General features: G+C 62.1%; 22 protein-coding genes. 19 read left to right on the forward strand and 3 right to left on the reverse strand.

The features are described from left to right. Positions 1-41: 41 nt before the first annotated feature. Complete coding sequence (hslO, locus tag P3T16_RS06265; RefSeq protein ID WP_429257672.1) at positions 42-992, reverse strand: Hsp33 family molecular chaperone HslO; 951 nt, start codon at positions 990-992, stop codon at positions 42-44. Between the two features lie 61 nt (positions 993-1,053). Next, on the reverse strand, positions 1,054-1,578 hold the full coding sequence (locus tag P3T16_RS06270; protein ID WP_429257671.1) for a gamma carbonic anhydrase family protein: 525 nt from the start codon (positions 1,576-1,578) through the stop codon (positions 1,054-1,056). A gap of 167 nt (positions 1,579-1,745) precedes the next feature. Here P3T16_RS06270 and P3T16_RS06275 point away from each other — a divergent pair, with 167 nt between their 5' ends. The 10 genes from P3T16_RS06275 to P3T16_RS06320 all read left to right on the forward strand — a co-directional run bounded on the left by P3T16_RS06275 (position 1,746) and on the right by P3T16_RS06320 (position 10,931). Next, positions 1,746-2,615 carry a ferritin-like domain-containing protein gene (locus P3T16_RS06275; protein WP_429341590.1) on the forward strand — a complete coding sequence of 290 codons (870 nt, stop codon included), beginning with the start codon at positions 1,746-1,748 and terminating at the stop codon, positions 2,613-2,615. 279 nt (positions 2,616-2,894) lie between these two features. Further along, positions 2,895-3,779, forward strand: a complete 885-nt coding sequence (locus P3T16_RS06280) for an alpha/beta fold hydrolase (RefSeq protein ID WP_429341591.1) — start codon at positions 2,895-2,897, stop codon at positions 3,777-3,779. A gap of 90 nt (positions 3,780-3,869) precedes the next feature. After that, on the forward strand, positions 3,870-4,700 hold the full coding sequence (locus P3T16_RS06285) for a 3',5'-nucleoside bisphosphate phosphatase (RefSeq protein WP_429341726.1): 831 nt from the start codon (positions 3,870-3,872) through the stop codon (positions 4,698-4,700). A 78-nt stretch (positions 4,701-4,778) separates the two neighbouring features. Further along, positions 4,779-5,414, forward strand: coding sequence for an L-threonylcarbamoyladenylate synthase (locus P3T16_RS06290; protein ID WP_429257668.1), 636 nt, complete (start codon positions 4,779-4,781; stop codon positions 5,412-5,414). Positions 5,415-5,471: 57 nt separating this feature from the next. Further along, positions 5,472-6,134, forward strand: coding sequence for a site-2 protease family protein (locus tag P3T16_RS06295; RefSeq protein ID WP_429257667.1), 663 nt, complete (start codon positions 5,472-5,474; stop codon positions 6,132-6,134). A 7-nt stretch (positions 6,135-6,141) separates the two neighbouring features. After that, entirely contained in the window at positions 6,142-7,344 is a 1,203-nt protein-coding gene (locus P3T16_RS06300) for a tryptophan--tRNA ligase (RefSeq protein WP_429257666.1), read from the forward strand. Positions 7,345-7,358: 14 nt separating this feature from the next. Continuing rightward, positions 7,359-7,961 (forward strand): class I SAM-dependent methyltransferase, encoded by a 603-nt coding sequence (locus P3T16_RS06305; protein ID WP_429341592.1) that lies wholly within the window; start codon positions 7,359-7,361, stop codon positions 7,959-7,961. A 42-nt stretch (positions 7,962-8,003) separates the two neighbouring features. Continuing rightward, positions 8,004-8,909 carry a 4-hydroxy-tetrahydrodipicolinate synthase gene (dapA, locus tag P3T16_RS06310; protein ID WP_429257664.1) on the forward strand — a complete coding sequence of 302 codons (906 nt, stop codon included), beginning with the start codon at positions 8,004-8,006 and terminating at the stop codon, positions 8,907-8,909. Between the two features lie 101 nt (positions 8,910-9,010). Beyond that, complete coding sequence (gene bamC / locus P3T16_RS06315; RefSeq protein ID WP_429341593.1) at positions 9,011-10,150, forward strand: outer membrane protein assembly factor BamC; 1,140 nt, start codon at positions 9,011-9,013, stop codon at positions 10,148-10,150. A 7-nt stretch (positions 10,151-10,157) separates the two neighbouring features. Next, on the forward strand, positions 10,158-10,931 hold the full coding sequence (locus tag P3T16_RS06320) for an MBL fold metallo-hydrolase (RefSeq protein WP_429341594.1): 774 nt from the start codon (positions 10,158-10,160) through the stop codon (positions 10,929-10,931). Between the two features lie 177 nt (positions 10,932-11,108). Here the strand turns inward: P3T16_RS06320 and P3T16_RS06325 are convergent, their stop codons facing one another. Further along, complete coding sequence (locus P3T16_RS06325; protein ID WP_429257661.1) at positions 11,109-11,804, reverse strand: Bax inhibitor-1/YccA family protein; 696 nt, start codon at positions 11,802-11,804, stop codon at positions 11,109-11,111. Positions 11,805-12,070: 266 nt separating this feature from the next. Here P3T16_RS06325 and ndk point away from each other — a divergent pair, with 266 nt between their 5' ends. The 9 genes from ndk to hfq all read left to right on the forward strand — a co-directional run bounded on the left by ndk (position 12,071) and on the right by hfq (position 21,880). Continuing rightward, a complete protein-coding gene (ndk, locus tag P3T16_RS06330) occupies positions 12,071-12,496 on the forward strand; it encodes a nucleoside-diphosphate kinase (protein WP_429257660.1) in 426 nt (141 codons plus the stop codon). A 119-nt stretch (positions 12,497-12,615) separates the two neighbouring features. Further along, positions 12,616-13,767 carry a 23S rRNA (adenine(2503)-C(2))-methyltransferase RlmN gene (gene rlmN, locus P3T16_RS06335; RefSeq protein ID WP_429257659.1) on the forward strand — a complete coding sequence of 384 codons (1,152 nt, stop codon included), beginning with the start codon at positions 12,616-12,618 and terminating at the stop codon, positions 13,765-13,767. Between the two features lie 183 nt (positions 13,768-13,950). Next, positions 13,951-15,030: a helix-turn-helix domain-containing protein gene (locus P3T16_RS06340; RefSeq protein WP_429341595.1), complete on the forward strand. Its 1,080-nt coding sequence runs from the start codon at positions 13,951-13,953 to the stop codon at positions 15,028-15,030. An 81-nt stretch (positions 15,031-15,111) separates the two neighbouring features. Continuing rightward, positions 15,112-16,428 (forward strand): flavodoxin-dependent (E)-4-hydroxy-3-methylbut-2-enyl-diphosphate synthase, encoded by a 1,317-nt coding sequence (ispG, locus tag P3T16_RS06345; protein WP_429257657.1) that lies wholly within the window; start codon positions 15,112-15,114, stop codon positions 16,426-16,428. Between the two features lie 33 nt (positions 16,429-16,461). Next, positions 16,462-17,802, forward strand: coding sequence for a histidine--tRNA ligase (gene hisS, locus P3T16_RS06350; RefSeq protein WP_429341596.1), 1,341 nt, complete (start codon positions 16,462-16,464; stop codon positions 17,800-17,802). Positions 17,803-17,868: 66 nt separating this feature from the next. Beyond that, positions 17,869-18,498: a tetratricopeptide repeat protein gene (locus P3T16_RS06355; protein ID WP_429257655.1), complete on the forward strand. Its 630-nt coding sequence runs from the start codon at positions 17,869-17,871 to the stop codon at positions 18,496-18,498. Between the two features lie 63 nt (positions 18,499-18,561). After that, positions 18,562-19,707, forward strand: coding sequence for an outer membrane protein assembly factor BamB (bamB, locus tag P3T16_RS06360; RefSeq protein ID WP_429257654.1), 1,146 nt, complete (start codon positions 18,562-18,564; stop codon positions 19,705-19,707). A 456-nt stretch (positions 19,708-20,163) separates the two neighbouring features. Next, on the forward strand, positions 20,164-21,501 hold the full coding sequence (gene der, locus P3T16_RS06365; RefSeq protein ID WP_429341597.1) for a ribosome biogenesis GTPase Der: 1,338 nt from the start codon (positions 20,164-20,166) through the stop codon (positions 21,499-21,501). A gap of 142 nt (positions 21,502-21,643) precedes the next feature. Then, positions 21,644-21,880, forward strand: coding sequence for an RNA chaperone Hfq (gene hfq, locus P3T16_RS06370; RefSeq protein WP_006051315.1), 237 nt, complete (start codon positions 21,644-21,646; stop codon positions 21,878-21,880).

A 21,880-nucleotide genomic window follows, 5' to 3' on the forward strand; every position in this document is an offset into this window, starting at 1 on the left:
CAGCTAGCGATATGTAACGCGGTGACGCGGCGCGGCGGCGTTTAGTGGCGTTGACCCGCCGCCGGCATCACTCCTTCTGAGAGCCCGCTGACAAGAAAAAGTTGCGCCACGTCGACCGGGTCGAATTCGTACCGCTGATTACAGAACTCGCAGTGGATCTCGACGTGTCCACGTTCTTCGAGCACGCCGTCGACTTCCTCGCGGCCGAGCATTTTCAGCATCGCGCCAACCTTGCCGCGCGAGCAGCTGCATTCGAAACGTGCCGGCGTCGGCTTGAAATGCTGGACGTTTTCCTGCCAGAACAGACGCCTGAATACGGTGTCGGGTTCTTCTTTCAACAGTTCGTCGTTGGATAGCGTGCCGCCGAGCGTGCATACGCGTTCCCACGTGTCCGCGTCGAGTTCGCCTGGATGCGGCACGATGCCACCGTCGCCCGGCAGCTTCTGCAGCAGCATGCCGACGGCGCGTTCCGAATTCGCGGCGAGCCACAGGCGCGTGTCAAGCTGCTCGGAATGGTGCATATAGTGTTCGAGCACTTCGACCATCGACTTGAGCGGTCCGTCCACGCCGTTCAGCGGCACGATACTCTGATACGGCTGCTGGCCGGGCTGCTTGTCGCGCGGATCGAGCGTGATCACGCAGCGGCCGTTACCGCCCGCGTTCAGCAGTTCGATGAGCGACGTGTCGTCGCCGATCGTGCTGGCGACATCGCCGGAAAACTTGGCTGTGGCACGCATCGACAGATCCGAGCTGCATTGCACGACTAGCATCTGCACCGGTCCGTCGCCGAAAATCTGCATGACGAGCGTGCCGTCGAACTTCAGATTCGCCGACAGCAGCGCGCACGCGGCCATCATTTCGCCGAGCACGTTGCGCACGGGCGCCGGGTACTTGCGACGTGTCAGTACTTCCTGCCACGTATTGCGTAGCGAAACGATCTCGCCACGCACCGGCGCCGCGCTGAACATGAATTTTTGCAACTGGTCGTTCACAACTTTTCCTCGGTCGAATGGCGCTGTCCCTGAACTGCGCCTGTGCGCCGCGCACTCCGGCTCAGCCGATGCGCACGAGTTGCGCCTTGAAATAATCCCTGCGTTCCACGTAGCTTTCCGCGGCGCGCCGCAAATTTGCGATGTCCGCTTCCGTCAGTTCGCGGACGACTTTCGCCGGCGCACCCAGAATCAGCGAATTGTCGGGAAAAACCTTGCCTTCGGTCACGACGGCGCCCGCGCCAACCAGACAGTTGCGGCCGATTACCGCTCCATTCAAGACCACCGCCTGAATTCCGATCAGCGCACCTTCCTTGATCGTGCAGCCGTGCAGCATCACCTGATGGCCGATCGTGACATTGGCTTCGATCGTCATCGGGAAGCCGGGATCGGTGTGGAGCACCGCGTTTTCCTGGATATTGCTGCCCGCGCCGATCGAAATCTGGTCGTTATCGCCGCGGATCGTGGCGCCGAACCAGACGCTCGCATTTTCGTCGATGGCGACCTTGCCGATGATGGTCGCGGTGTCCGCGACGAACACGCTTTCGTGGATGGTGGGTGCTGCATCGCCAAGTTTGTAGATTGCCACAGTGTTTCCTCTGCGTCGGGCGTCGCACCGCTGACGTGGGGCGCGACGGCAGCGTGTCGGGCGCGCTTCATGGTCGAATCGCGTATTCTAAACGGTTGCACACGAGGCGCGCCTCGCGCGGTCCCGTTCCTGTCAGACGATTCCCTTTTTTTGCCGCTTTGCTGCCCATGATGAACCCAGCCGTTTCTTCGTTCTCGCCATCCTCGTTTGCGGACGCCTGCCTGCGCAGCGAGGCGCTTGGCGTGCTGCGCGAGCGCGATCCCGCGACAAAGGCGCGGGCGACGCGCGATCTGTACGCGCGCGCCCGCGACGGCCACCTGCATTGCCTGCCCGCGCGGGTGATCAATGAACCGGACGGTCTGCCGGGCCGGCCGGAGCGGCCTGAACTCGTGGAGCCGCGTCGGCTGGGGCGACGCAGCATGCAGTCGCCGGAAGGACGCGCGGTGCTGCTGCATGCGCTCGCGCATATCGAATTCAACGCGATCAACCTGGCGCTCGACGCAGTCTGGCGTTTCGCCGGGATGCCGGCTGCGTTCTATCTCGACTGGTTGAAGGTCGCATCGGAAGAAGCGCACCATTTCTCGCTGCTGAGCGCGCGGCTGGCCGAATTTGGCCACGCGTACGGCGATTTTCCCGCGCACGACGGCCTGTGGGACATGTGCGACCGCACCCGCGACGACGTGCTCGCGCGCATGGCGCTCGTGCCACGCACGCTCGAGGCACGCGGGCTGGATGCGTCCCCGCCGATTCGCGCCAGGTTGCAACAGGCGGGTGATCACACGTCGGCAGCGATCCTCGACGTCATCCTGCGCGACGAAATCGGCCACGTGCTGATCGGGAACCGCTGGTTCCGGTTTCTGTGCGATCAGCTCGCGCTCGATCCGCATGTGACCTACACACGTCTGGCCGACCTGTATCACGCGCCCAGATTGCGCGGACCGTTCAATTTCGAAGCGCGGCGCGATGCCGGTTTTGACGAGGCGGAACTCGCCGCGCTGGCCGGGCTGGAAGCGGGACAGGCGCCGGACGCGGATTGAACGCCTGGTGGATGCACACGATCCCGCAGGGCATTGAATCGTCTCCGCGCGTTGCGGATACGAAGAGCGGAACACGCTTTACAACTCCGGCGAGTAGTTAAATTGACTGCATTTGATCTACTACATCAGAAGCGCCGCGGAGGTCCGAAAGAGTCACATCGACTCGCATCTGATTAATCGACCGACCGCTGGATTTCGCACCTGCGCGCCCGCGACACCGCCTCGATGGCCGACTATCTCGTTATAATCGAACGACCATTCTTTTTTGTGGAATTACCCATGAACACCTCCCAGTCCGACTTCGTCTCCGTGCGCGGCGTGCGCCTGCACGTGCGACGCTGGGGCAACCCGGATGCGCCTGCGCTTTTCATGCTGCATGGCTGGATGGACGTCGCCGCTTCGTTCCAGTTCGTCGTCGACGCACTGGGCGGCGACTGGCAGGTGATCGCGCCCGATGCGCGCGGCTTTGGTCTGTCTGACTGGCCGGTGGCGGCGCATGGTGGCGGAAACTACTGGTTTCAGGAATACATCTCCGACCTCGACGCGCTGCTCGATCATTACGCGCCGTCCGGCGAGGTCAATCTGGTCGGCCACAGCATGGGCGCGAACGTCGTCTGCCTGTATGCAGGCGCCCGGCCGGAGCGCGTGCGCCGCGTGGTCGATCTCGAAGGCTTTGGGCTCGGGGCGTCACGCGCGGAGCAGTGGCCGCGCCGGCTGCGGACCTGGCTCGACGAACTGAAGGAGCCACCCACGCTGAAAAGCTACGCGACGCTCGACGACGTCGCCGCCCGTCTGATCCGCACGAACGCGCGCCTCGAGCCGCTGCGGGCCCGTTTTCTCGCGCAGCACTGGTCGAAGCAGGGCGATGACGGCCGTTTTACGCTGCTCGCCGATCCGGCGCACAAGATGCGCGGGCCGCTGCAGTATCGCCTCGACGAAGTGATGGCCGTCTGGCGCAACGTACGGGCGAAGGTGCTGCACGTCGAAGCGGCCGCCTCGCCGACGCTCGCGCAGATCGCAGGCGAAACGCCGCTCAGCGAGTTCAAGGCGCGCTTTCAGGCATTCCCGGACTGGCGCGAAAAGATCATCGACGATGCCGGTCACATGATCCATCACGACCAGCCGGAGCAGGTCGCCGCGCTGATCGAGGGATTTTGCGCATAAATTTTTGCGCATAAGGTCGGATGCTGGGGGATTGGTGCGACGAACTACTGCATTGCAGTAAAATGGTTGCTGAATCTTTTCAAGGCAACGATGAACGCCGATCTGCACTGCCATTCCACGGTTTCCGACGGCCAGTTTGCGCCGGCCGACGTTGCGCGCCGCGCGCAAGCGGGCGGCGTGACGCTGTGGGCGCTGACCGATCACGACGAGGTGGGCGGTCAGGCGGAGGCGCGCGCAGCGGCGACGGCGCTCGGCATGCAGTACCTGAGCGGCGTCGAGATTTCGGTGACGTGGGCATCGCGAACGGTGCACATCGTCGGTCTGCATGTCGATCCGGAAAACGCCGTGCTGCTGGAAGGCCTGGCCCGCACGCGTAACGGTCGTGCGGCGCGTGCCGAAGCGATCGGCGAACGGCTGGCGACGCTCGGTATTCCTGACGCGTACGCTGGCGCGCTGCGCTATGTGTCGAACCCCGACATGATTTCGCGGACCCATTTCGCGCGATACATGGTGGAAAGCGGTTACGCCGAATCGACGCAGGACGTCTTCACGCGCTTTCTCGGCGACGGCAAACCGGGCTATGTGTCGCATCGCTGGGCAAAACTGGCTGACGCCGTGCAATGGATCAAGACCGCCGGCGGCGAGGCGGTCGTCGCGCATCCGGGGCGTTACGCATACACGCCGGTGGAGTTCGACGCGTTTTTCGGCGAATTCATCGATCTTGGCGGTAAGGCGATCGAAGTCGTCACTGGCAGTCACACGCCAGACCAGTACCGCGAATACGCCGACGTCGCGCGCCGTTTCGGCTTCGAGGCGTCGCGTGGCTCGGACTTCCACGCGGCCGGCGAAGGCCGTGTCGACTTCGGCAGCCTGCCGCCGCTTCCTTCCGATCTCACGCCCGTCTGGGAACGCTGGCTGTGACGCGCTGCAGTTGCGTCGCGCGGTGCGCGCAGACTGTCGCGGGCTGAGCGCGACTTCCAGTTATCCTGATCACTCACCATGTCTCAATTCTTTCGGCTTCATCCCGATAATCCGCAGCTGCGCCTCATCAAGCAGGCCGCGCAGATCATCAACGACGGCGGTGTCGTCGCGCTACCGACCGATTCGAGTTACGCGCTCGCGTGCCGCCTCGACGACAAGGATGCGGTCGAGCGTATCCGGCGCATTCGCGGTCTCGACGAGAAGCAGTTGCTGTCGCTGCTGGTGCGCGATCTGTCGGAGCTGGCCAATTTCGCGATGGTCGATAACCGGCAGTACCGCTTGATCAAGTCGGTGACGCCGGGGCCGTACGTGTTCGTGTTGCAGGCGACGAAGGAAGTGCCGCGCCGTCTGTCGCACCCGTCGCGCAAGACAATCGGCCTGCGTGTGCCCGATCACGCAATTACGCTCGCGATTCTCGAAGAACTCGGTGAGCCATTGCTCGGTTCGACGTTAATCATGCCGGGTGAAACCCAACCGCTGAATGATCCGGAGGAAATCCGTGCGCGCCTCGAAAAACAGATCGACCTGGTGATCGACGGCGGCGCGTGTCCGTGCGAACCGTCGACGGTGATCGATCTGACCGGCGCTGAACCCGTACTCGTCCGTCCTGGCCGCGGCAGCCTTCAGCCATTTGGTCTGGAACAACCCGCGTAAGCAGCCGGCATCGAAAGCCACCGGTTGCGACTCCCCGCATTGATACAATAGCGAGTTATGGATTCTTCCCTGATACAGACCATTGTCGTGTACGCGTTGCCGGTGATTTTCGCCATCACGCTGCACGAGGCCGCGCATGGCTACGTCGCGCGCATGCTCGGCGACAACACGGCGTACGTGCTCGGCCGCGTTTCCTTCAATCCGATGCGGCACATCGATCCGCTCGGCACCATCGCGATTCCGCTGCTGCTGTACTTCGCGACGAGCGGCGCGTTCATGTTCGGCTACGCGAAGCCGGTGCCGGTTGCGTTCGGCAACCTGCGCAATCCGCGCTGGGGCAGCCTGTGGGTCGCGCTCGCCGGGCCGATGTGCAATTTCGTGCAGGCGCTCGTGTGGGGCGTGATCGGGGTTGCGCTTGCGGCGATGAACGTCGACGAGCCGTTCTTCACGCGGATGGCGGGCGCCGGCGTTGGTATCAATCTTGTGCTCGGCGTGCTGAATCTGTTCCCGTTGCCGCCGCTCGACGGCGGTCGTGTGCTGACTGCGCTGTTGCCGGCGCGGCAGTCGATCGCGTTGTCGCGCATCGAGCCCTATGGTTTTTTCATTGTGATGGCGCTCGTGATGACGGGCACCCTGACGAAATTCTGGCTGCGCCCGCTCGTCAACCTCGGTTACGACGCCGTGACGGCTATCCTGACTCCTCTCGCTTCGCTTCTCTAATACAACCATGTTCCCAGACCGTATCTTCTCCGGCATGCGGCCCACCGGGTCGCTGCACCTCGGCCACTATCACGGCGTGCTGAAAAACTGGGTGCGGCTGCAGTCCGAATACCCGTGCTTTTTCTGTGTCGTCGACTGGCACGCGCTGACGACGCATTACGAAACGCCCGAGGTCATCGAAACGAGCGTCTGGGAAGTGCTGATCGACTGGCTCGCTTCGGGCATCGATCCGGCGCAGGCCACGCTCTTCATCCAGAGCAGGGTGCCCGAGCACGCGGAACTGGCGCTGCTGCTCGGCATGAGCACGCCGCTCGGCTGGCTTGAGCGCGTGCCGACCTACAAGGAACAGATGGAGAAGCTGAAGGACAAGGACTTGTCCACATACGGCTTCCTCGGCTATCCGGTTTTGATGGCGGCCGACATTCTGTTGTATCGCGGCTCGCTGGTGCCCGTCGGCGAAGATCAGGTGCCTCACGTCGAAATGACGCGCGAAATTGCGCGCCGTTTCAACTATCTGTACGGCCGCGAGCCGGGCTTCGAGGAGAAGGCCAACGAAGCCGCGAAGAAGCTCGGCGGCAAGCGTTCGAAGCTGTATCACGAGCTGCGCGTCGCGTATCAGCAGGAAGGCGACGACGAAGCGCTCGAACAGGCGCGCGCGATGTTGCAGGAATCGCAGAGCCTGTCGATGAGCGACCGCGAGCGCCTCTTCGGTTATCTCGAAGGTTCGCGCAAGATCATTCTGGTCGAGCCGCAGGCCATGCTGACGGAAGCGTCGCGGATGCCGGGGCTCGACGGCCAGAAGATGTCGAAGTCGTACGGCAACACGATCGGTCTGCGCGAAGACGCCGAAACGATCACGAAGAAAGTCCGCACGATGCCGACCGACCCGGCGCGTGTGCGTCGCACTGATCCGGGCGATCCGGACAAGTGCCCGGTATGGCAACTGCACCAGGTCTACACCGACGAGACCACGCACGAATGGGTGCAGAAGGGTTGCCGCTCGGCCGGCATCGGCTGTCTCGAGTGCAAGCAGCCGGTGATCGAAGGCATTTTGCGCGAACAGCAGCCGATGCTCGAGCGCGCGCAGAAGTACATGGACGACCCGTCGCTCCTGCGCGCGATCGTCGCCGATGGTTGCGACAAGGCGCGCCGTTTTGCGACGGAGACGATGCGCGATGTGCGCGAGGCGATGGGCCTGTCGTACAACTGATCGCGACGTTGCGCATGGGCAATCACGCTTCTTCGACACATTCGACGCTGGCTGAGGTGTCACACTGGGTGCGTCGCTGGACGCATCTCGTGACGGCCGGTGGCGCGGTACTCGATGTTGCATCGGGCGAGGGGCGGCACGCCCGCTGGTTTGCGGCGCACGGCCATCCGGTCACCGCGCTCGACTGTGACGCGGACGCACTCGCCACGCTGCACGATGAGCCGCGTGTGACTACGCTCACGGCCGACATCGAAGACGGGCCGTGGCCGCTTGCGGCGGATACGAAATTCGCAGCGGTTGTCGTCACGAACTATCTGTATCGCCCGCTGTTTCCCCGCCTGCTGGACGCGCTTGCGCCAGCGGGCGTCCTGATTTACGAGACTTTCGCGCAGGGCAACGAAACCGTCGGCAAGCCTTCGCGACCGGCGTTTCTGCTCGCGCCTGGCGAACTGCTCGACGCCGTTCGCGGGCGTCTGCGCGTGGTTGCGTATCAGGATGGTTTTCTCGCGCAGCCGCGTCCGGCTTACGTCCAGCGGATCTGCGCGGTTCTGGAGGCGGATCGTCCGGTCGACGGGAAAGAAGCTCTACCCCCGCCGCGTTACGATCTGGCCGGCTAATCCGCTACAATCGCGGTTTACTGATCTAATTCATGGCGTTTCATGACTAACGGCAATCAAGACGGCATTCAGATTCGCGGCAGCATTCCCGCAATCATCACTCCGATGCTCGAAGACGGCAGCCTCGATCTGCCAGCGTTCCGCAAACTGATCGACTGGCACATCGAAGAAGGCACGAACGGTCTCGTCGTCGTCGGAACGAGCGGCGAATCGGCCACGCTATCGGTCGAAGAACACGTGCTGATGGTCAAGACCGCGGTCGAGCACGTCGCCGGACGCATTCCGGTGATCGCGGGCTCGGGCGGCAACTCCACCACCGAAGCCATCGAACTCACCGAGCAGGCGAAGAAAGTCGGTGCCGACGCCTCGCTGCAGGTCGTGCCGTACTACAACAAGCCGACGCAGGAAGGCATCTTCCGCCACTTCTCGAAGATCGCGGAAACCGTCGATCTGCCCGTGATCCTGTACAACGTGCCGGGCCGTACGGTCGCGGACATGTCGAACGAAACGATCCTGCGTCTCGCGCAGGTGCCGGGCATTGTCGGCGTGAAGGAAGCGACTGGCAGCATCGATCGCGCCGCGCACCTGATCAAGGCGGCGCCGGCACATTTCGGCATCTACAGCGGCGACGATCCGACTGCGATCGCGCTGATGCTGCTGGGCGGCCACGGCAATATTTCCGTGACGGCCAATATCGCACCGCGTCTGATGGCCGAACTGTGCCGCGCCGCGCTCGCGGCCGACGCAAAGACCGCGCGTGAAATCCATCTGAAACTGCTTTCGCTGCACAAGAACCTCTTCATCGAATCGAATCCGATTCCAGCGAAGTGGGCGCTGCAGCAACTTGGCCGCGTTCAGGGCGGCATCCGTCTGCCGTTGACGCCGCTCGACGCGCGCTACCACGATGTTGTGCGTGCCGCGCTGCGCGAGTCAGGTCTGCTGGGCTGATCCCAGCCCAGCATGACCGGCATTCCCATTAACCGACGTCGAAATCGCCCACGTTCCCGGCACTGAACCAGGCAACACGTTCCAGCATCACGAAGGACTTCATGAAACGTTCTGCACTTTCCCTCCACGCAACCCGCATGGCGGCGCTGGCGCTTGCCCTCAGTACGCTCGCAGGCTGCGACACGCTGAACGACTGGTTTTCGTCCGACAAGGTGAACTACAAGGTCGCGGGCAGTGCGCCGCCGCTCGCCGTGCCGAGCGACCTGTCGACCGCGAAGGTCGACCAGCGTTACGTGGCGCCGCCGGTCGACGCTGCATTGGGCGGCGCGCCGCAGCGCGCGGTGACGCCGGCGGGCAACAGGACGGAAGGCGTGCCGAGTGCGCAGGATCCGTTCGGCATGCACATCGAGCGTGACGGCGATCGCCGCTGGCTCGTGGTCGATGGCCGCACGCCGGACCAGCTCTGGCCGCAGTTGCAGGAATTCTGGCAGGAAAACGGCTTCTCGCTGACGACCGATGCGCCTGCTACCGGCATCATGTCGACCGACTGGGCCGAAAACCGCGCGAATATTCCGGACGACTGGTTCCGTCGCACGATTGGCAAGGTCGTCGACTTCGCCTACTCGTCGGGCACGCGCGACCGTTTCCGGACGCTGGTGTCGCGTGGCGGTGCTGACACGACCGATATCTCGATCACGCACAGCCAGATGGAAGAAATGCTGACGGGGCAGGACAAAACGTCATCGCGTTGGGAAGAGCGTCCGCGTGACCCGTCGCTCGAAGCGCTGTTCCTCGCGAAGCTGATGGAGAAATTCGGCCTCACCGATGGGCAGGCAAAGCAGCTGCTGACTGATGCGCGTCCGGCGACGGCACCTGTGAAGATCGACACGACCGCTGGCGGTGCGACGCTCGATCTGCCGGAATCGTTCGACCGTGCATGGCTGCGCGTGGGTCTGGCGCTCGATCGCACCAACTTCACTGTCGACAACCGTGACCGCGAGAAGGGCATTTACTACGTGCGCTACGCGGATTCGATGCAGGAACTGAAGAAGGAAGGCCTGTTCGGCAAGCTCTTCTTCAGCGGTAGCACCGCGAAGAAACCGGGGCAGGAATTCCTCGTGAACGTGCGCTCCAAGGGCGATTCGCTGACGCAGGTTGCGGTGCTCGACGCGAACGGCCAGGTGGATACATCGTCGGACGCGCAGCGCATCGTGTCGCTGCTGCATGCACAGCTGAACTAGGCGAACCGTGCGGTTCGCCAGTCTGGGAAGCGGCAGCGAAGGCAACGCGCTGGTCGTCGAAGCCCAATGCGGAACGACGATGACGCGTGTGCTGCTCGACTGCGGCTTTTCAGCAAAAGAAGTCGAACGGCGCCTTGCGCGTCTCGGCTTCGGCATCGACAGCCTCGACGCCATTCTGATTACCCACGAACACGGCGACCATATCGGCAGCGCGCTGGCGCTGGCCCGCAAGTGGTCGATTCCGTTACACATGAGCTGGGGGACGGCGCGCGCAGTCGGCGCTGACGAAGCCGACGTCGATCTGCACGTGTTATGGGGCGACGAGGCGGTTGCGATCGGCGACCTCAGCGTGTTGCCGTACACGGTGCCGCATGATGCGCGTGAGCCACTGCAGTTCGTTTTCTCGGATGGCGCGGGCCGGCTTGGCGTGCTGACGGATGTCGGCACCTCGACGCCACACATTAGCGCCGTTCTGAGTGGCTGCGACGCGCTGGTGCTCGAATGTAACCACGACGTGCGGATGCTGGCGGCGAGCCGCTATCCGCCATCGCTCAAGGCGCGCATTGGCGGCAACCACGGGCATCTGAACAACGATGCTGCAGCTGAGATCCTCGCTTCGCTCGATCGCACGAAATTGCGCTTTCTGGTCGCAGCGCACCTGAGCCAGCAGAACAATTCGCCGGAACTGGCGCAGGCGGCGATGGCTGCAGTGCTTGGCGCCGCGGCGACCGACGTGCAGGTCGCATCGCAGGACGGCGGATTCGACTGGCTGAGTCTGTGAGTTTTGCCTGAAGCACGGCGGGCTCGAAAAAGGCGCGCAGAAACAAAAACGCCCATGACGAAACGTCATGGGCGTTTTTTGCTTCGGTCGGCTGATGGAGCGATTCCCACCGATGCCGCGGGATGCGACGGCTGAGGCGGCACCAAGTTCGCCGCCGCCGATGCTCCCGTCCGGCGATCAGTTGCGGTTGCCGCCAAAGATGCCAAGCAGCGCGAGCAGGTTGGTGAATACGTTGTACAGGTCCAGATAGATCGCGAGCGTCGCCGAAATGTAGTTCGTCTCGCCGCCGTTGACCACGCGCTGCACGTCAAACAGCATGTAGGCCGAGAAAATCACGATCGCAAGCACGGAAACCGTAAGCATCAACGCCGGCAGTTGCAGGAACATGTTCGCAACCATTGCCAGCAGCAGCACGATCACGCCCACGAAGAGCCATTTACCGAGACCCGAAAAGTCGCGCTTGCTGACCGTAGCGACCGTCGCCATCGCGGCGAAGATCACACCGGTGCCACCGAACGCGAGCATGATCAGCGACGGACCGTTCGAGAATCCGAGGATGAAGCTCAGGAGCCGTGACAGCATCAGGCCCATGAAGAACGTGAAGCCGAGCAGGACGAACACGCCCGCGCTGCTGTTCTTCGTCTTCTCGATCGCGAACATGAAGCCAAAGGCGATCGCGAAGAATGCCAGCAGGCTCATGGCCGGGCTGGTGGCGGCAAACAGCGAAAACCCGGTCGCGACACCCACCCAGGCGCCGAGGACCGTCGGAACCATGGACAACGCTAGCAGCCAGTAGGTGTTCCGTAGTACGCGGTTGCGGGTTTCGACCGTGCTAATCGTACCGGTGCGGCCGAAATTGTAGGGCGAATTCATGGTTTCTCCTTGCGTCAGACGCATTATTGCGCAGTGGTTGTGCAGTCCCGGCTGGCTTTGATGGCGCCTGCCGTTGATCCGTACGCCCCCAAGATTACCCCGACAGGGGCAAGTTTCAATACCTGGCCGAATGGCGGATTGTGAGGTTCCGGACGCTTTGTTAGAGTCTTTCAGTGCTGTAAGGGTTCAATCGCAATCATACAACGGAACATGCTACAATAGCGGATTCATTTGAATCTGTAACCTCTTAATTTTCTGGAGTTTTTATGGCGCTCGAACGCACCCTGTCGATTATCAAGCCGGACGCAGTGGCAAAGAACGTGATCGGTCAGATCTACAGCCGTTTCGAAAACGCTGGTCTCAAGATTGCCGCTTCGCGCATGATTCATCTGTCGCGCGCTGACGCTGAGAAGTTCTACGCTGTGCACGCCGCACGTCCGTTCTTCAAGGACCTCGTCGACTTCATGATCTCGGGCCCGGTGGTAGTGCAGGTCCTGGAAGGCGAAAACGCTGTCCTGAAGCATCGCGACCTGATGGGCGCAACGGATCCGAAGAAGGCTGAGAAGGGCACGATCCGCGCCGATTTCGCAGACAGCATCGACGCGAACGCAGTTCACGGTTCGGACGCAGCCGAAACGGCCGCCGTCGAAATCGCATTCTTCTTCCCGGCAGTCAACGTCTACTCGCGTTAATCCACGTAAACGACTGGCCAGGTAGTAAGGTAGAAGCAGCAGGAACGGGCGCGAACGGTACGGCGTTCATGTGGCTTGTTGCATGAACGTAGTTTCGCACTGATATGGCAGGATTCGATATGACGAGCAGTCCAACCGTCAACCTTCTCGATCTCGACGCACAGGGGCTCGTCGCGTATTGCGACAGCCTCGGCGAAAAGCCGTTTCGCGCCAAACAGTTGCAGCGCTGGATTCACCAGTACAACGCTGCCGACTTCGATGGTATGACTGATCTCGCCAAGTCCCTGCGCGAAAAGCTCAAGGGGCGTGCCGCGATTTCGATGCCTGACATCACCAGCGACCACATTTCCACCGACGGCACACGCAAGTGGCTGATCGACGTCGGTAACGGCAACGCGGTTGAAACCGTGTTTATTCCGGAAGAGACTCGCGGTACGCTGTGCGTGTCGTCGCAGGCGGGATGCGCGGTCAACTGCCGTTTCTGTTCCACCGGCAAACAGGGTTTTTCCCGCAATCTCACCACCGGCGAAATCATCGGCCAGCTACGCATGGCTGAATTTGCGCTGCGTACGTCGCTCGGCACAGCCGGGGGGCGCGCTGTGGGCGGCGAAGGCAAGGGCGAGCGCGTCGTCACGAACGTCGTGATGATGGGCATGGGCGAGCCGTTGCTCAACTATGATGCCGTCGTGCCGGCCATGCGTCTGATGCTGGACGACAATGCGTACGGCCTTTCGCGCCGTCGCGTGACGCTGTCAACCTCCGGCGTCGTGCCGATGATGGACCGTCTTGGCGCAGATCTGCCCGTGGCACTTGCTGTCTCGTTGCACGCGCCGAATGACGCGTTGCGCGACGAGCTGGTGCCGTTGAACAAGAAGTATCCGCTGCGCGAACTGATGGCCGCATGTCAGCGCTATCTGAAGGTCGCGCCACGCGATTTCATTACTTTTGAATATTGCATGCTGGATGGTGTGAACGACACCGAACAGCACGCAAGGGAGCTGCTTGCCGTCACGCGCGACGTGCCGTGCAAGTTCAACCTGATTCCGTTCAATCCGTTTCCGGAATCGGGCCTTCTGCGCTCGAAGCAGGAGCAGATCAAACGGTTTGCGCAGGTGCTGATGGACGCAGGGGTCGTCACCACAGTGCGCAAAACTCGTGGCGACGATATCGATGCTGCCTGCGGTCAGCTGGCTGGTGCGGTCAAGGACCGCACCCGTCTTGCTGAACGCACCGGGAAGGCGGCGAAAGTGATCGAGGTTCGCGCGATATGAGCATTGCAAGGTCTTCGTGACCTCCAGACGTCGGGTGAACTGAAAAGAAAGTTTGCAAAATCGATCGGAAGCGGCGCAGAACGCCGCGCATTTTGTTATAAACGGTCTGCGAATCTGAACCGGTGCCTAAAAGGCGGGGACGGATCGCAAGAGTGAAAAAGAATCGACGCGAAAGGATTTGGGATGAGTGAGCCGCAGCACCCGCAGCCGCATGAAACAGAGACGAACGCAGGCCGTTCAGCACCGGCCGTCGCACCGGCTGCGGCGCAGCCCGGGCTGGAATCGCTTGCGGCAGTCGGGGCGCGATTGACCCAGCTTCGCGAGTCGAAGGGCTGGTCGGTCGAAGACGTATCTTCGCGCCTCAAGGTGTCACCGGCCAAGTTGCGCGCCCTCGAGAGCGGCGACGTGAGCCAGTTGCCCGACACGACATTCGCGCTCGGCGTGGTGCGCAGCTACGCAAAGATGCTCGGCACCGATCCCGCGCCGTTCAGTCAGGCATTGCGACGTGTCAAAGGCGTACCCGAGCCGGACCTGTCGATGCCGGCTTCGTCTGGGCGCGACCTGCCACGGGGTCGTGTATCGCTTTCGCTGGGCAACAGCGCGCCGAAGTCACGTTCGTGGTTGTGGGGCGTTGCAGCTGTGGTCGTGGCGGTAATCGCGCTTGCGATGTGGCACACGAATGGCGGCGAATCGTCGGCGTGGCTGGCACGTCTGAAGGCCGGCGCGAATAGCGCGGCAGGCGGCGCAACGGGTGCATCGGGCGCCGTTGCTCAGGATCAGGCGGCCGCGTCGGCCACGGTGGCAGACCAGGAGGCGGCTCCGGCGTCTGACGCTCAGGTCGCAACCGACGGGAGCGCGTCGCAGGCGACTCCGATGCCAGCTCCGCTGGCAACCGGCGCTGCACCGGCGTCATCGGTCGTACCGGCGCCGGCACTGGCGCCGAAGGCCGCCGTCGTGGCGCAGGCAGCAAGTGCGCCGCAGGCGTCCGCAGCGGAAGTTCCGCCGCCGGTTGGAGGTCAGGCGACAGTCGGAATCAAGGTGACACAGGACAGCTGGTTCAGCGTGCGGCAGAAGGACGGCAAGGAAGTCTTCTCGGGCCTCGTCCGCGCGGGTGAATCGAAGGAAATTGCCGGCGAAGCGCCGTTTAAGGTCACGGTCGGCAACAAGGCAGGTCTGGATTCAATTTCACTGGACGGCCAGGCGGTCGATCCGGGCAAATATGCATCAGCGAAGGGCAATGTGGCTCGCTTCGCATTGCCTTGACAGGGTACGCGTCGCGGCAGGTTAGCCGCGGCGCTTTTTCAATTCTGGCGTCGTGTCTTGTGCGCGGTGCCTGCGGTGTAAATGGGTCTTTCGATGCACTCCGAAGCTCAATCCCTTTCCAGCAGTCAGATCATTTCGTCCGAGCCGGTTTTCGGCGGACACGCGCCGCGCCGTTCGTCGCATGCCGTTGACGTGCGCTGGGGCGGCCAGATCGTCACGATCGGTGGCGACTCGCCCGTGCGCGTGCAGTCGATGACCAATACCGATACCGCTGACGCGATCGGTACGGCTATCCAGATCAAGGAACTTGCGCAGGCCGGTTCGGAACTCGTGCGCATCACGGTCAACACGCCCGAAGCGGCCGCGGCCGTGCCGGCCGTCCGCGAGCAACTCGACCGGATGGGCGTCACCGTGCCGCTCGTCGGCGATTTTCATTACAACGGGCACCTGCTGCTGCGTGACTACCCGGCATGCGCCGAGTCGTTGTCGAAGTACCGGATCAACCCGGGCAACGTCGGTCATGGCGCGAAGCGCGACACACAGTTCGCGCAGATGATCGAAGCCGCGATCCAGTACGACAAGCCGGTGCGAATCGGCGTCAACTGGGGCAGTCTCGACCAGGATCTGCTCGCGAAAATGATGGACGAAAACGCTGCGCGTTCCACACCTTGGGAAGCGCAAAGCGTGATGTACGAAGCGCTTATCCAGTCGGCGATTGGTTCGGCCGAACGTGCGGTTGAGCTTGGTTTGAGCCGTAACAAGATCATTCTGTCGTGCAAGGTCAGTGGCGTGCAGGATCTGATCGCCGTGTATCGTGAACTCGCGCGTCGTTGCGAATTTGCGCTGCACCTCGGTTTGACCGAAGCGGGCATGGGCTCGAAGGGCATCGTTGCTTCGACGGCCGCTTTGTCGGTGCTGCTGCAGCAGGGCATTGGCGACACGATCCGTATTTCGCTGACGCCAGAACCAGGCGCGTCGCGTACGGGCGAAGTGATCGTCGGTCAGGAAATCCTGCAGACAATGGGCCTGCGCTCGTTCACGCCGATGGTCATCGCGTGCCCGGGATGCGGTCGTACGACCAGCACGCTGTTCCAGGAACTCGCTTCGCAGATCCAGACCTATCTGCGCACGCAGATGCCGGTGTGGCGCGATCAATATCCTGGCGTCGAAAAGATGCACGTCGCGGTGATGGGCTGCATCGTGAATGGCCCGGGTGAGTCGAAGCAGGCAAACATCGGCATCAGCCTGCCGGGTTCCGGTGAGAACCCGGCGGCACCGGTGTTCATCGACGGCGAGAAGGTCAAGACGCTGCGCGGCGAGCGCATCGCGGAAGAATTCCAGCAAATCGTGAGCGACTACGTCGAGCGCACTTACGGCCGTGCCGAAGTTGCCAACTAAACCGCTCAATCAAGATCGTCAAATCGAACACAGATGACTGAACAGAAGAAGAAGCTCGAGAAGCTGTCCGGTGTGAAGGGCATGAACGACATCCTTCCGCAGGAAGCCGGGCTGTGGGAATTTTTTGAATCGACTGTGAAGTCGATGCTGCGTTCGTACGGATACCAGAATATCCGCACGCCGATCGTCGAGCATACGCAGCTGTTCACGCGCGGTATCGGTGAAGTCACCGACATCGTCGAGAAAGAAATGTACAGCTTCACCGACGCGTTGAACGGCGAGAACCTGACGATGCGTCCGGAAAATACGGCCGCAGTTGTGCGTGCGTCGATCGAGCACAACATGTTGTACGACGGCCCGAAGCGGTTGTGGTACATCGGTCCGATGTTCCGTCACGAGCGTCCGCAGCGCGGCCGCTATCGCCAGTTCCATCAGGTCGGCGTTGAGGCGCTGGGTTTCGCTGGTCCGGATACGGACGCGGAAATCATCATGATGTGCCAACGGCTGTGGGACGATCTCGGGCTCATGGGTATCAAGCTCGAAATCAACTCGCTGGGTCTCGCTGAAGAGCGCGCCGCGCATCGCGTCGAACTGATCGCGTATCTCGAGAAGCACATGGACGTGCTCGACGAAGACGCTAAGCGTCGTCTCTACACGAACCCGCTGCGCGTGCTCGACACGAAGAATCCGGCGCTGCAGGAAGTCGCGCAGAACGCGCCGAAGCTGATCGACTTTCTGGGCGAAGAATCGCTCGCGCATTTCGAAGGACTGCAGCGCATCCTGAAAGCGAACAACATCCCGTTCAAGATCAATCCGCGTCTGGTGCGGGGTCTCGATTATTACAATCTGACCGTGTTCGAATGGGTCACCGACAAGCTCGGCGCGCAGGGCACGGTCGCGGCCGGCGGCCGTTACGATCCGCTGATCGAACAGCTTGGCGGCAAGCCCACGGCAGCGTGCGGCTGGGCAATGGGCATCGAGCGCATTCTTGAGCTGCTGAAGGAAGATAAGCTGGTCCCTGAAGACGAAGGCTGCGATGTCTACCTCGTGCATCAGGGTGACGCGGCGCGCGAGCAGGCGTTCATCATCGGCGAGCGTCTGCGCGATACGGGCCTCGACGTCATTCTGCATTGCAGCCCGGACGGCCAGTCCGCCAGCTTCAAGTCGCAGATGAAACGTGCGGATGCAAGCGGTGCGGCGTTCGCGGTGATCCTCGGTGAAGACGAGATCGCGAACGGCACGGTCGGCGTAAAACCGCTGCGTCATGTCGGCGCGGAAGGCACAAAGAGCGAACAGCAGAACGTGCCGGCCGAAGACTTGACCGAATTTCTAATCAATGCGATGGTTGCATCCGCCGATGACGGCGACGACTGATCGCGCGGTGCGCTGCACGCATTTCGAAGTAAGACAAGGTATCAAGGAAGAAGGAATCGCCTCGCGATGAGTTACCACGACGAACAAGAATCGATTGAAAGCGTAAAGGCATGGTGGTCGCAGTGGGGCAATGCAACCACATGGATCGTGCTGGTAGTACTCGTTGCCGCTGCGGCCTGGAACGGCTGGAATTTCTGGCAGCGTCGCCAGGCGGCTGAAGCCGCTGTGCTGTACGACCAGGTCCAGCAGTCGCTCGCTTCCGGCGACAAGGCGAAGATCACCCGTGTCGCCGCCGACATGGAAGACAAGTTCGGCGGCACAGCCTATGCGCAGATGACGGCGCTTGGCGCGGCGAAGGCGCTCTACACGGCCGGCGACGAACCGGCTGCGAAGGCCCAGTTGCAATGGGCTGCTGATCACGCGAAGGACGACGAGTTCAAGCAGATCGCAAAATTGCGCCTCGCTTCGTTGCTGCTCGACGAGAAGGCCTATGATGCAGGGCTTGCGTTGCTGGCGGAACCGCAGTCAGACGCCTTCAAGGGTGTCGTGGCGGATGGCCGCGGCGATCTGCTCGCGGCGCAGGGTAAGCGCGACGATGCGCGCGCTGCTTACAAGCTTGCACTCGACACGCTGTCGAAGAACGACACGTCGACGCGTCAGCTGATCCAGTTCAAGCTGGACGCGCTCGGCGGTTGATCTGCGCATTGCGCGTTCAACCGGTTCCATTTGATAAATCCTCGATAAATACTTCGTCTACCGATGAATTTGCTGAAACGTTACGCTGTGCCCGTTGCCTGTGCGATGACCGTCCTCACGATGGCGGCTTGCTCATCCACGAAAGACGAGCGCCGGGTGCCGACGCCGCTCACCGAGTTCAAGCCTGTGCTCGACGTGCAGCAAACGTGGAAGACGAGCGTCGGCAAGGCCGGTCGCTATCTGTTCTCGCCGGTCGCCGTCGGTAACGCGGTGTATGCCGCGGGCGCAAACGGTTCGGTCGCGAAGATCGATGCGCAAACTGGCAAGGACCTCTGGCGTACGAAGCTCGACGATGATCTGTCAGCCGGCGTGGGTAGCGACGGCAATCTGACGGCCGTCGGCGCGCTGAAGGGCGGTGTCTTCGTACTCGGGCCGGACGGCAAGCTGTTATGGAAAGGCACGGCGCCAGGCGAAATCATTTCGCCGCCGCTCGTCGGCAATGGCCTCGTCGTGGTGCGGACCGTGGACGGCCAGATCACCGCGTTCAACGCGCAGACGGGCGAGCAGAAGTGGAACTACCGCAACCGCGCTGTGCCGCTCAACCTGCGTGTGTCGTCGGGCATGACGTTCGCGGGCGACCAGGCTGTGCTGGCTGGCTTCCCGGGCGGTGCGTTCGCTGCGATCAACGTGCAGACGGGCGATGCGTTCTGGCAAACGCCGGTGTCGTATCCGAAGGGCGTGACGGAAGTGGAGCGGATCAACGACGTGACCGGTCCGCCGGCGCTTGTTGGTGCCCAGACGTGCGCTGTGACGTTCCAGGGGCAGATTGGCTGTTTCGACGCAAATTCGGGCCGCGCGGTATGGGAGAAGAAGTTCTCGAGCACGAGCGGTCTCGCGGAAGATGAAAGCGTCGTCGTCGCGGGCGACGACTGGGCGGTCATGCAGGCGTTTGACTCCACGACCGGTCGTCCGCTGTGGAGCAACGACAAGCTGAAAAGTCGCGACGTCGGTGTGCCGTTCCTGCTCGGACACGCTGCCGTGGTCGGCGATTTCGAAGGCTACGTGCACTTCCTGTCGCGTGACGACGGCACGTTCGTCGCACGCATGAAGACCGACGGCAGCGCGATTACCGCCGCTCCGGTGCTTGCCGGTGACACGCTTGTCGTGCAAACGCATGACGGCGACCTGTACGGTTTCCGTCCGCGCTGATCGCTCGCAAGCGGCTTCGTTCGATCAGATCGTCGTGCTGGCCGGCTTCGCCGGCCGCACGTATTTCTGGCGTAGCGCCATTGGCGCCAGAACAGTGTAGTGAATAGAGAGATACAGGCTGCCGGCCTGGCTGGTCCGGCGGTCGAACAAAAAGGTAGTACGAGGGTGGCGCGGTGGGTGCGCGCCCGTCGCGAGATGCGACGTCCCGTTTCAAGCGCCGTCCGCAAAGCTGGATCTGCAGACGCTTAAGGCCACACGCACACCGTACACACGTGGTGTGCAGGCCGCGCCAGCCAGCCAATTCTTCGTCCGCCGGGACATGCATCTATGGTTCGCATCCGGGCGTGACCGATTTCGTGATAATTTTTGTCAAACGCAGCCGACAGGCAGCCATCTGGCGTCGCCGCATGGCCCGTCGAGTGTCTCGACCTTGCGTTTCACTGTGAACAACATCTGATGAAACCCGTTATTGCCCTCGTCGGGCGCCCCAATGTGGGGAAATCCACGCTGTTCAACCGTCTCACGCGTTCGCGTGATGCGCTCGTCGCCGATCTGCCAGGGCTCACGCGTGACCGTCACTATGGCGAAGGGCGTACCGGCGAGCGGCCGTATCTGGTCGTCGATACCGGCGGCTTCGAGCCGGTCGCGAAGGACGGCATCCTGCACGAGATGGCGCGCCAGACGCGCCAGGCGGTGGAAGAGTCGGACGTCGTCGTGTTCATCGTCGACGGTCGTAACGGCCTCGCGCCGCAGGACAAGTCAATTGCCGACTACCTGCGCAAGACCGGCCGGCCGATTTTCCTCGTCGTCAATAAAGCCGAAGGGATGAAGTACAGCGCGGTCGCGGCGGATTTCTACGAGCTGGGTCTCGGCGATCCGCGTGCGATTTCGGCCGCGCATGGCGACGGCGTCACGGAAATGATCAACGAGGCGCTGGGCGTCGCGTACGCAGGTCATCCGGAAGAAGAGGACGGCGACAAGGAAGCGCGTGGCATCAAGATTGCCATTGTCGGGCGTCCAAACGTTGGCAAGTCGACGCTCATCAACACGCTCGTCGGCGAAGAGCGCGTGATCGCGTTCGACATGCCCGGCACCACGCGCGATTCGATCTACGTCGACTTCGAGCGGCAGGGCAAAAACTACACGCTGATCGACACGGCCGGCCTGCGCCGTCGCGGCAAGGTGTTCGAGGCGATCGAGAAGTTTTCGGTGGTGAAGACGTTGCAGTCGATCTCGGACGCCAACGTGGTGATCCTGCTGCTCGACGCGCGCCAGGACATTTCGGAGCAGGACGCGCACATTGCCGGCTTCGTCGTCGAGCAGGGTCGTGCGCTGGTGGTCGGCGTGAACAAGTGGGATGGACTCGATTCGCATGTGCGTGAGCGCACGAAAGCGGATCTGGAGCGCAAGCTAAAATTCCTCGACTTCGCGAAATTTCATTTCATTTCGGCTGCGGAAAAGACCGGCATTGGTCAACTGATGCGCTCAGTCGACGACGCCTATGCCGCTGCCATGGCGAAGCTGCCGACGCCGAAGCTGACCCGTGCGCTGATCGACGCGGTCGAGTTCCAGCAGCCGCGACGTCGTGGACCGGTGCGTCCGAAGTTGCGCTACGCGCACCAGGGTGGACAGAACCCGCCGATCATCGTGATTCACGGCAACGCGCTCGACGCGATCACCGAAACGTACAAACGCTACCTCGAAAACCGCTTCAGGGAAACTTTCGCGCTGACCGGGACTCCATTGCGCATAGAGTTCCGTTCATCGACGAACCCTTACGCGGATAAAGGCTGAAACCCGCGTGTGTGCTGGGTTTGGCCGGATGGCCAGGCTGCTCGCGCAAAAACAAAAATCGGCTATAGTGTAGCGGTTGACGGCGGATTTCTTTTTCTTCGTCGTCAATTCAGTCAACCTGCAAAAAAATACGGAGTTTGCTATGAGCAACAAAGGGCAATTGTTACAAGACCCGTTTTTGAACGCACTGCGAAAAGAGCACGTGCCGGTCTCGATCTATCTGGTCAACGGCATCAAGCTTCAAGGGAACATCGAATCGTTCGACCAGTACGTCGTGTTGCTCCGGAATACGGTTACCCAGATGGTCTACAAGCACGCAATCTCGACAGTCGTGCCGGCCCGTCCGGTGAATTTCCACCCGGATTCTGAACAGTCCTAA

Source organism: Paraburkholderia sp. GAS42, assembly GCF_050436565.1.
In the GTDB taxonomy this organism is placed as follows: Bacteria; Pseudomonadota; Gammaproteobacteria; order Burkholderiales; family Burkholderiaceae; genus Paraburkholderia.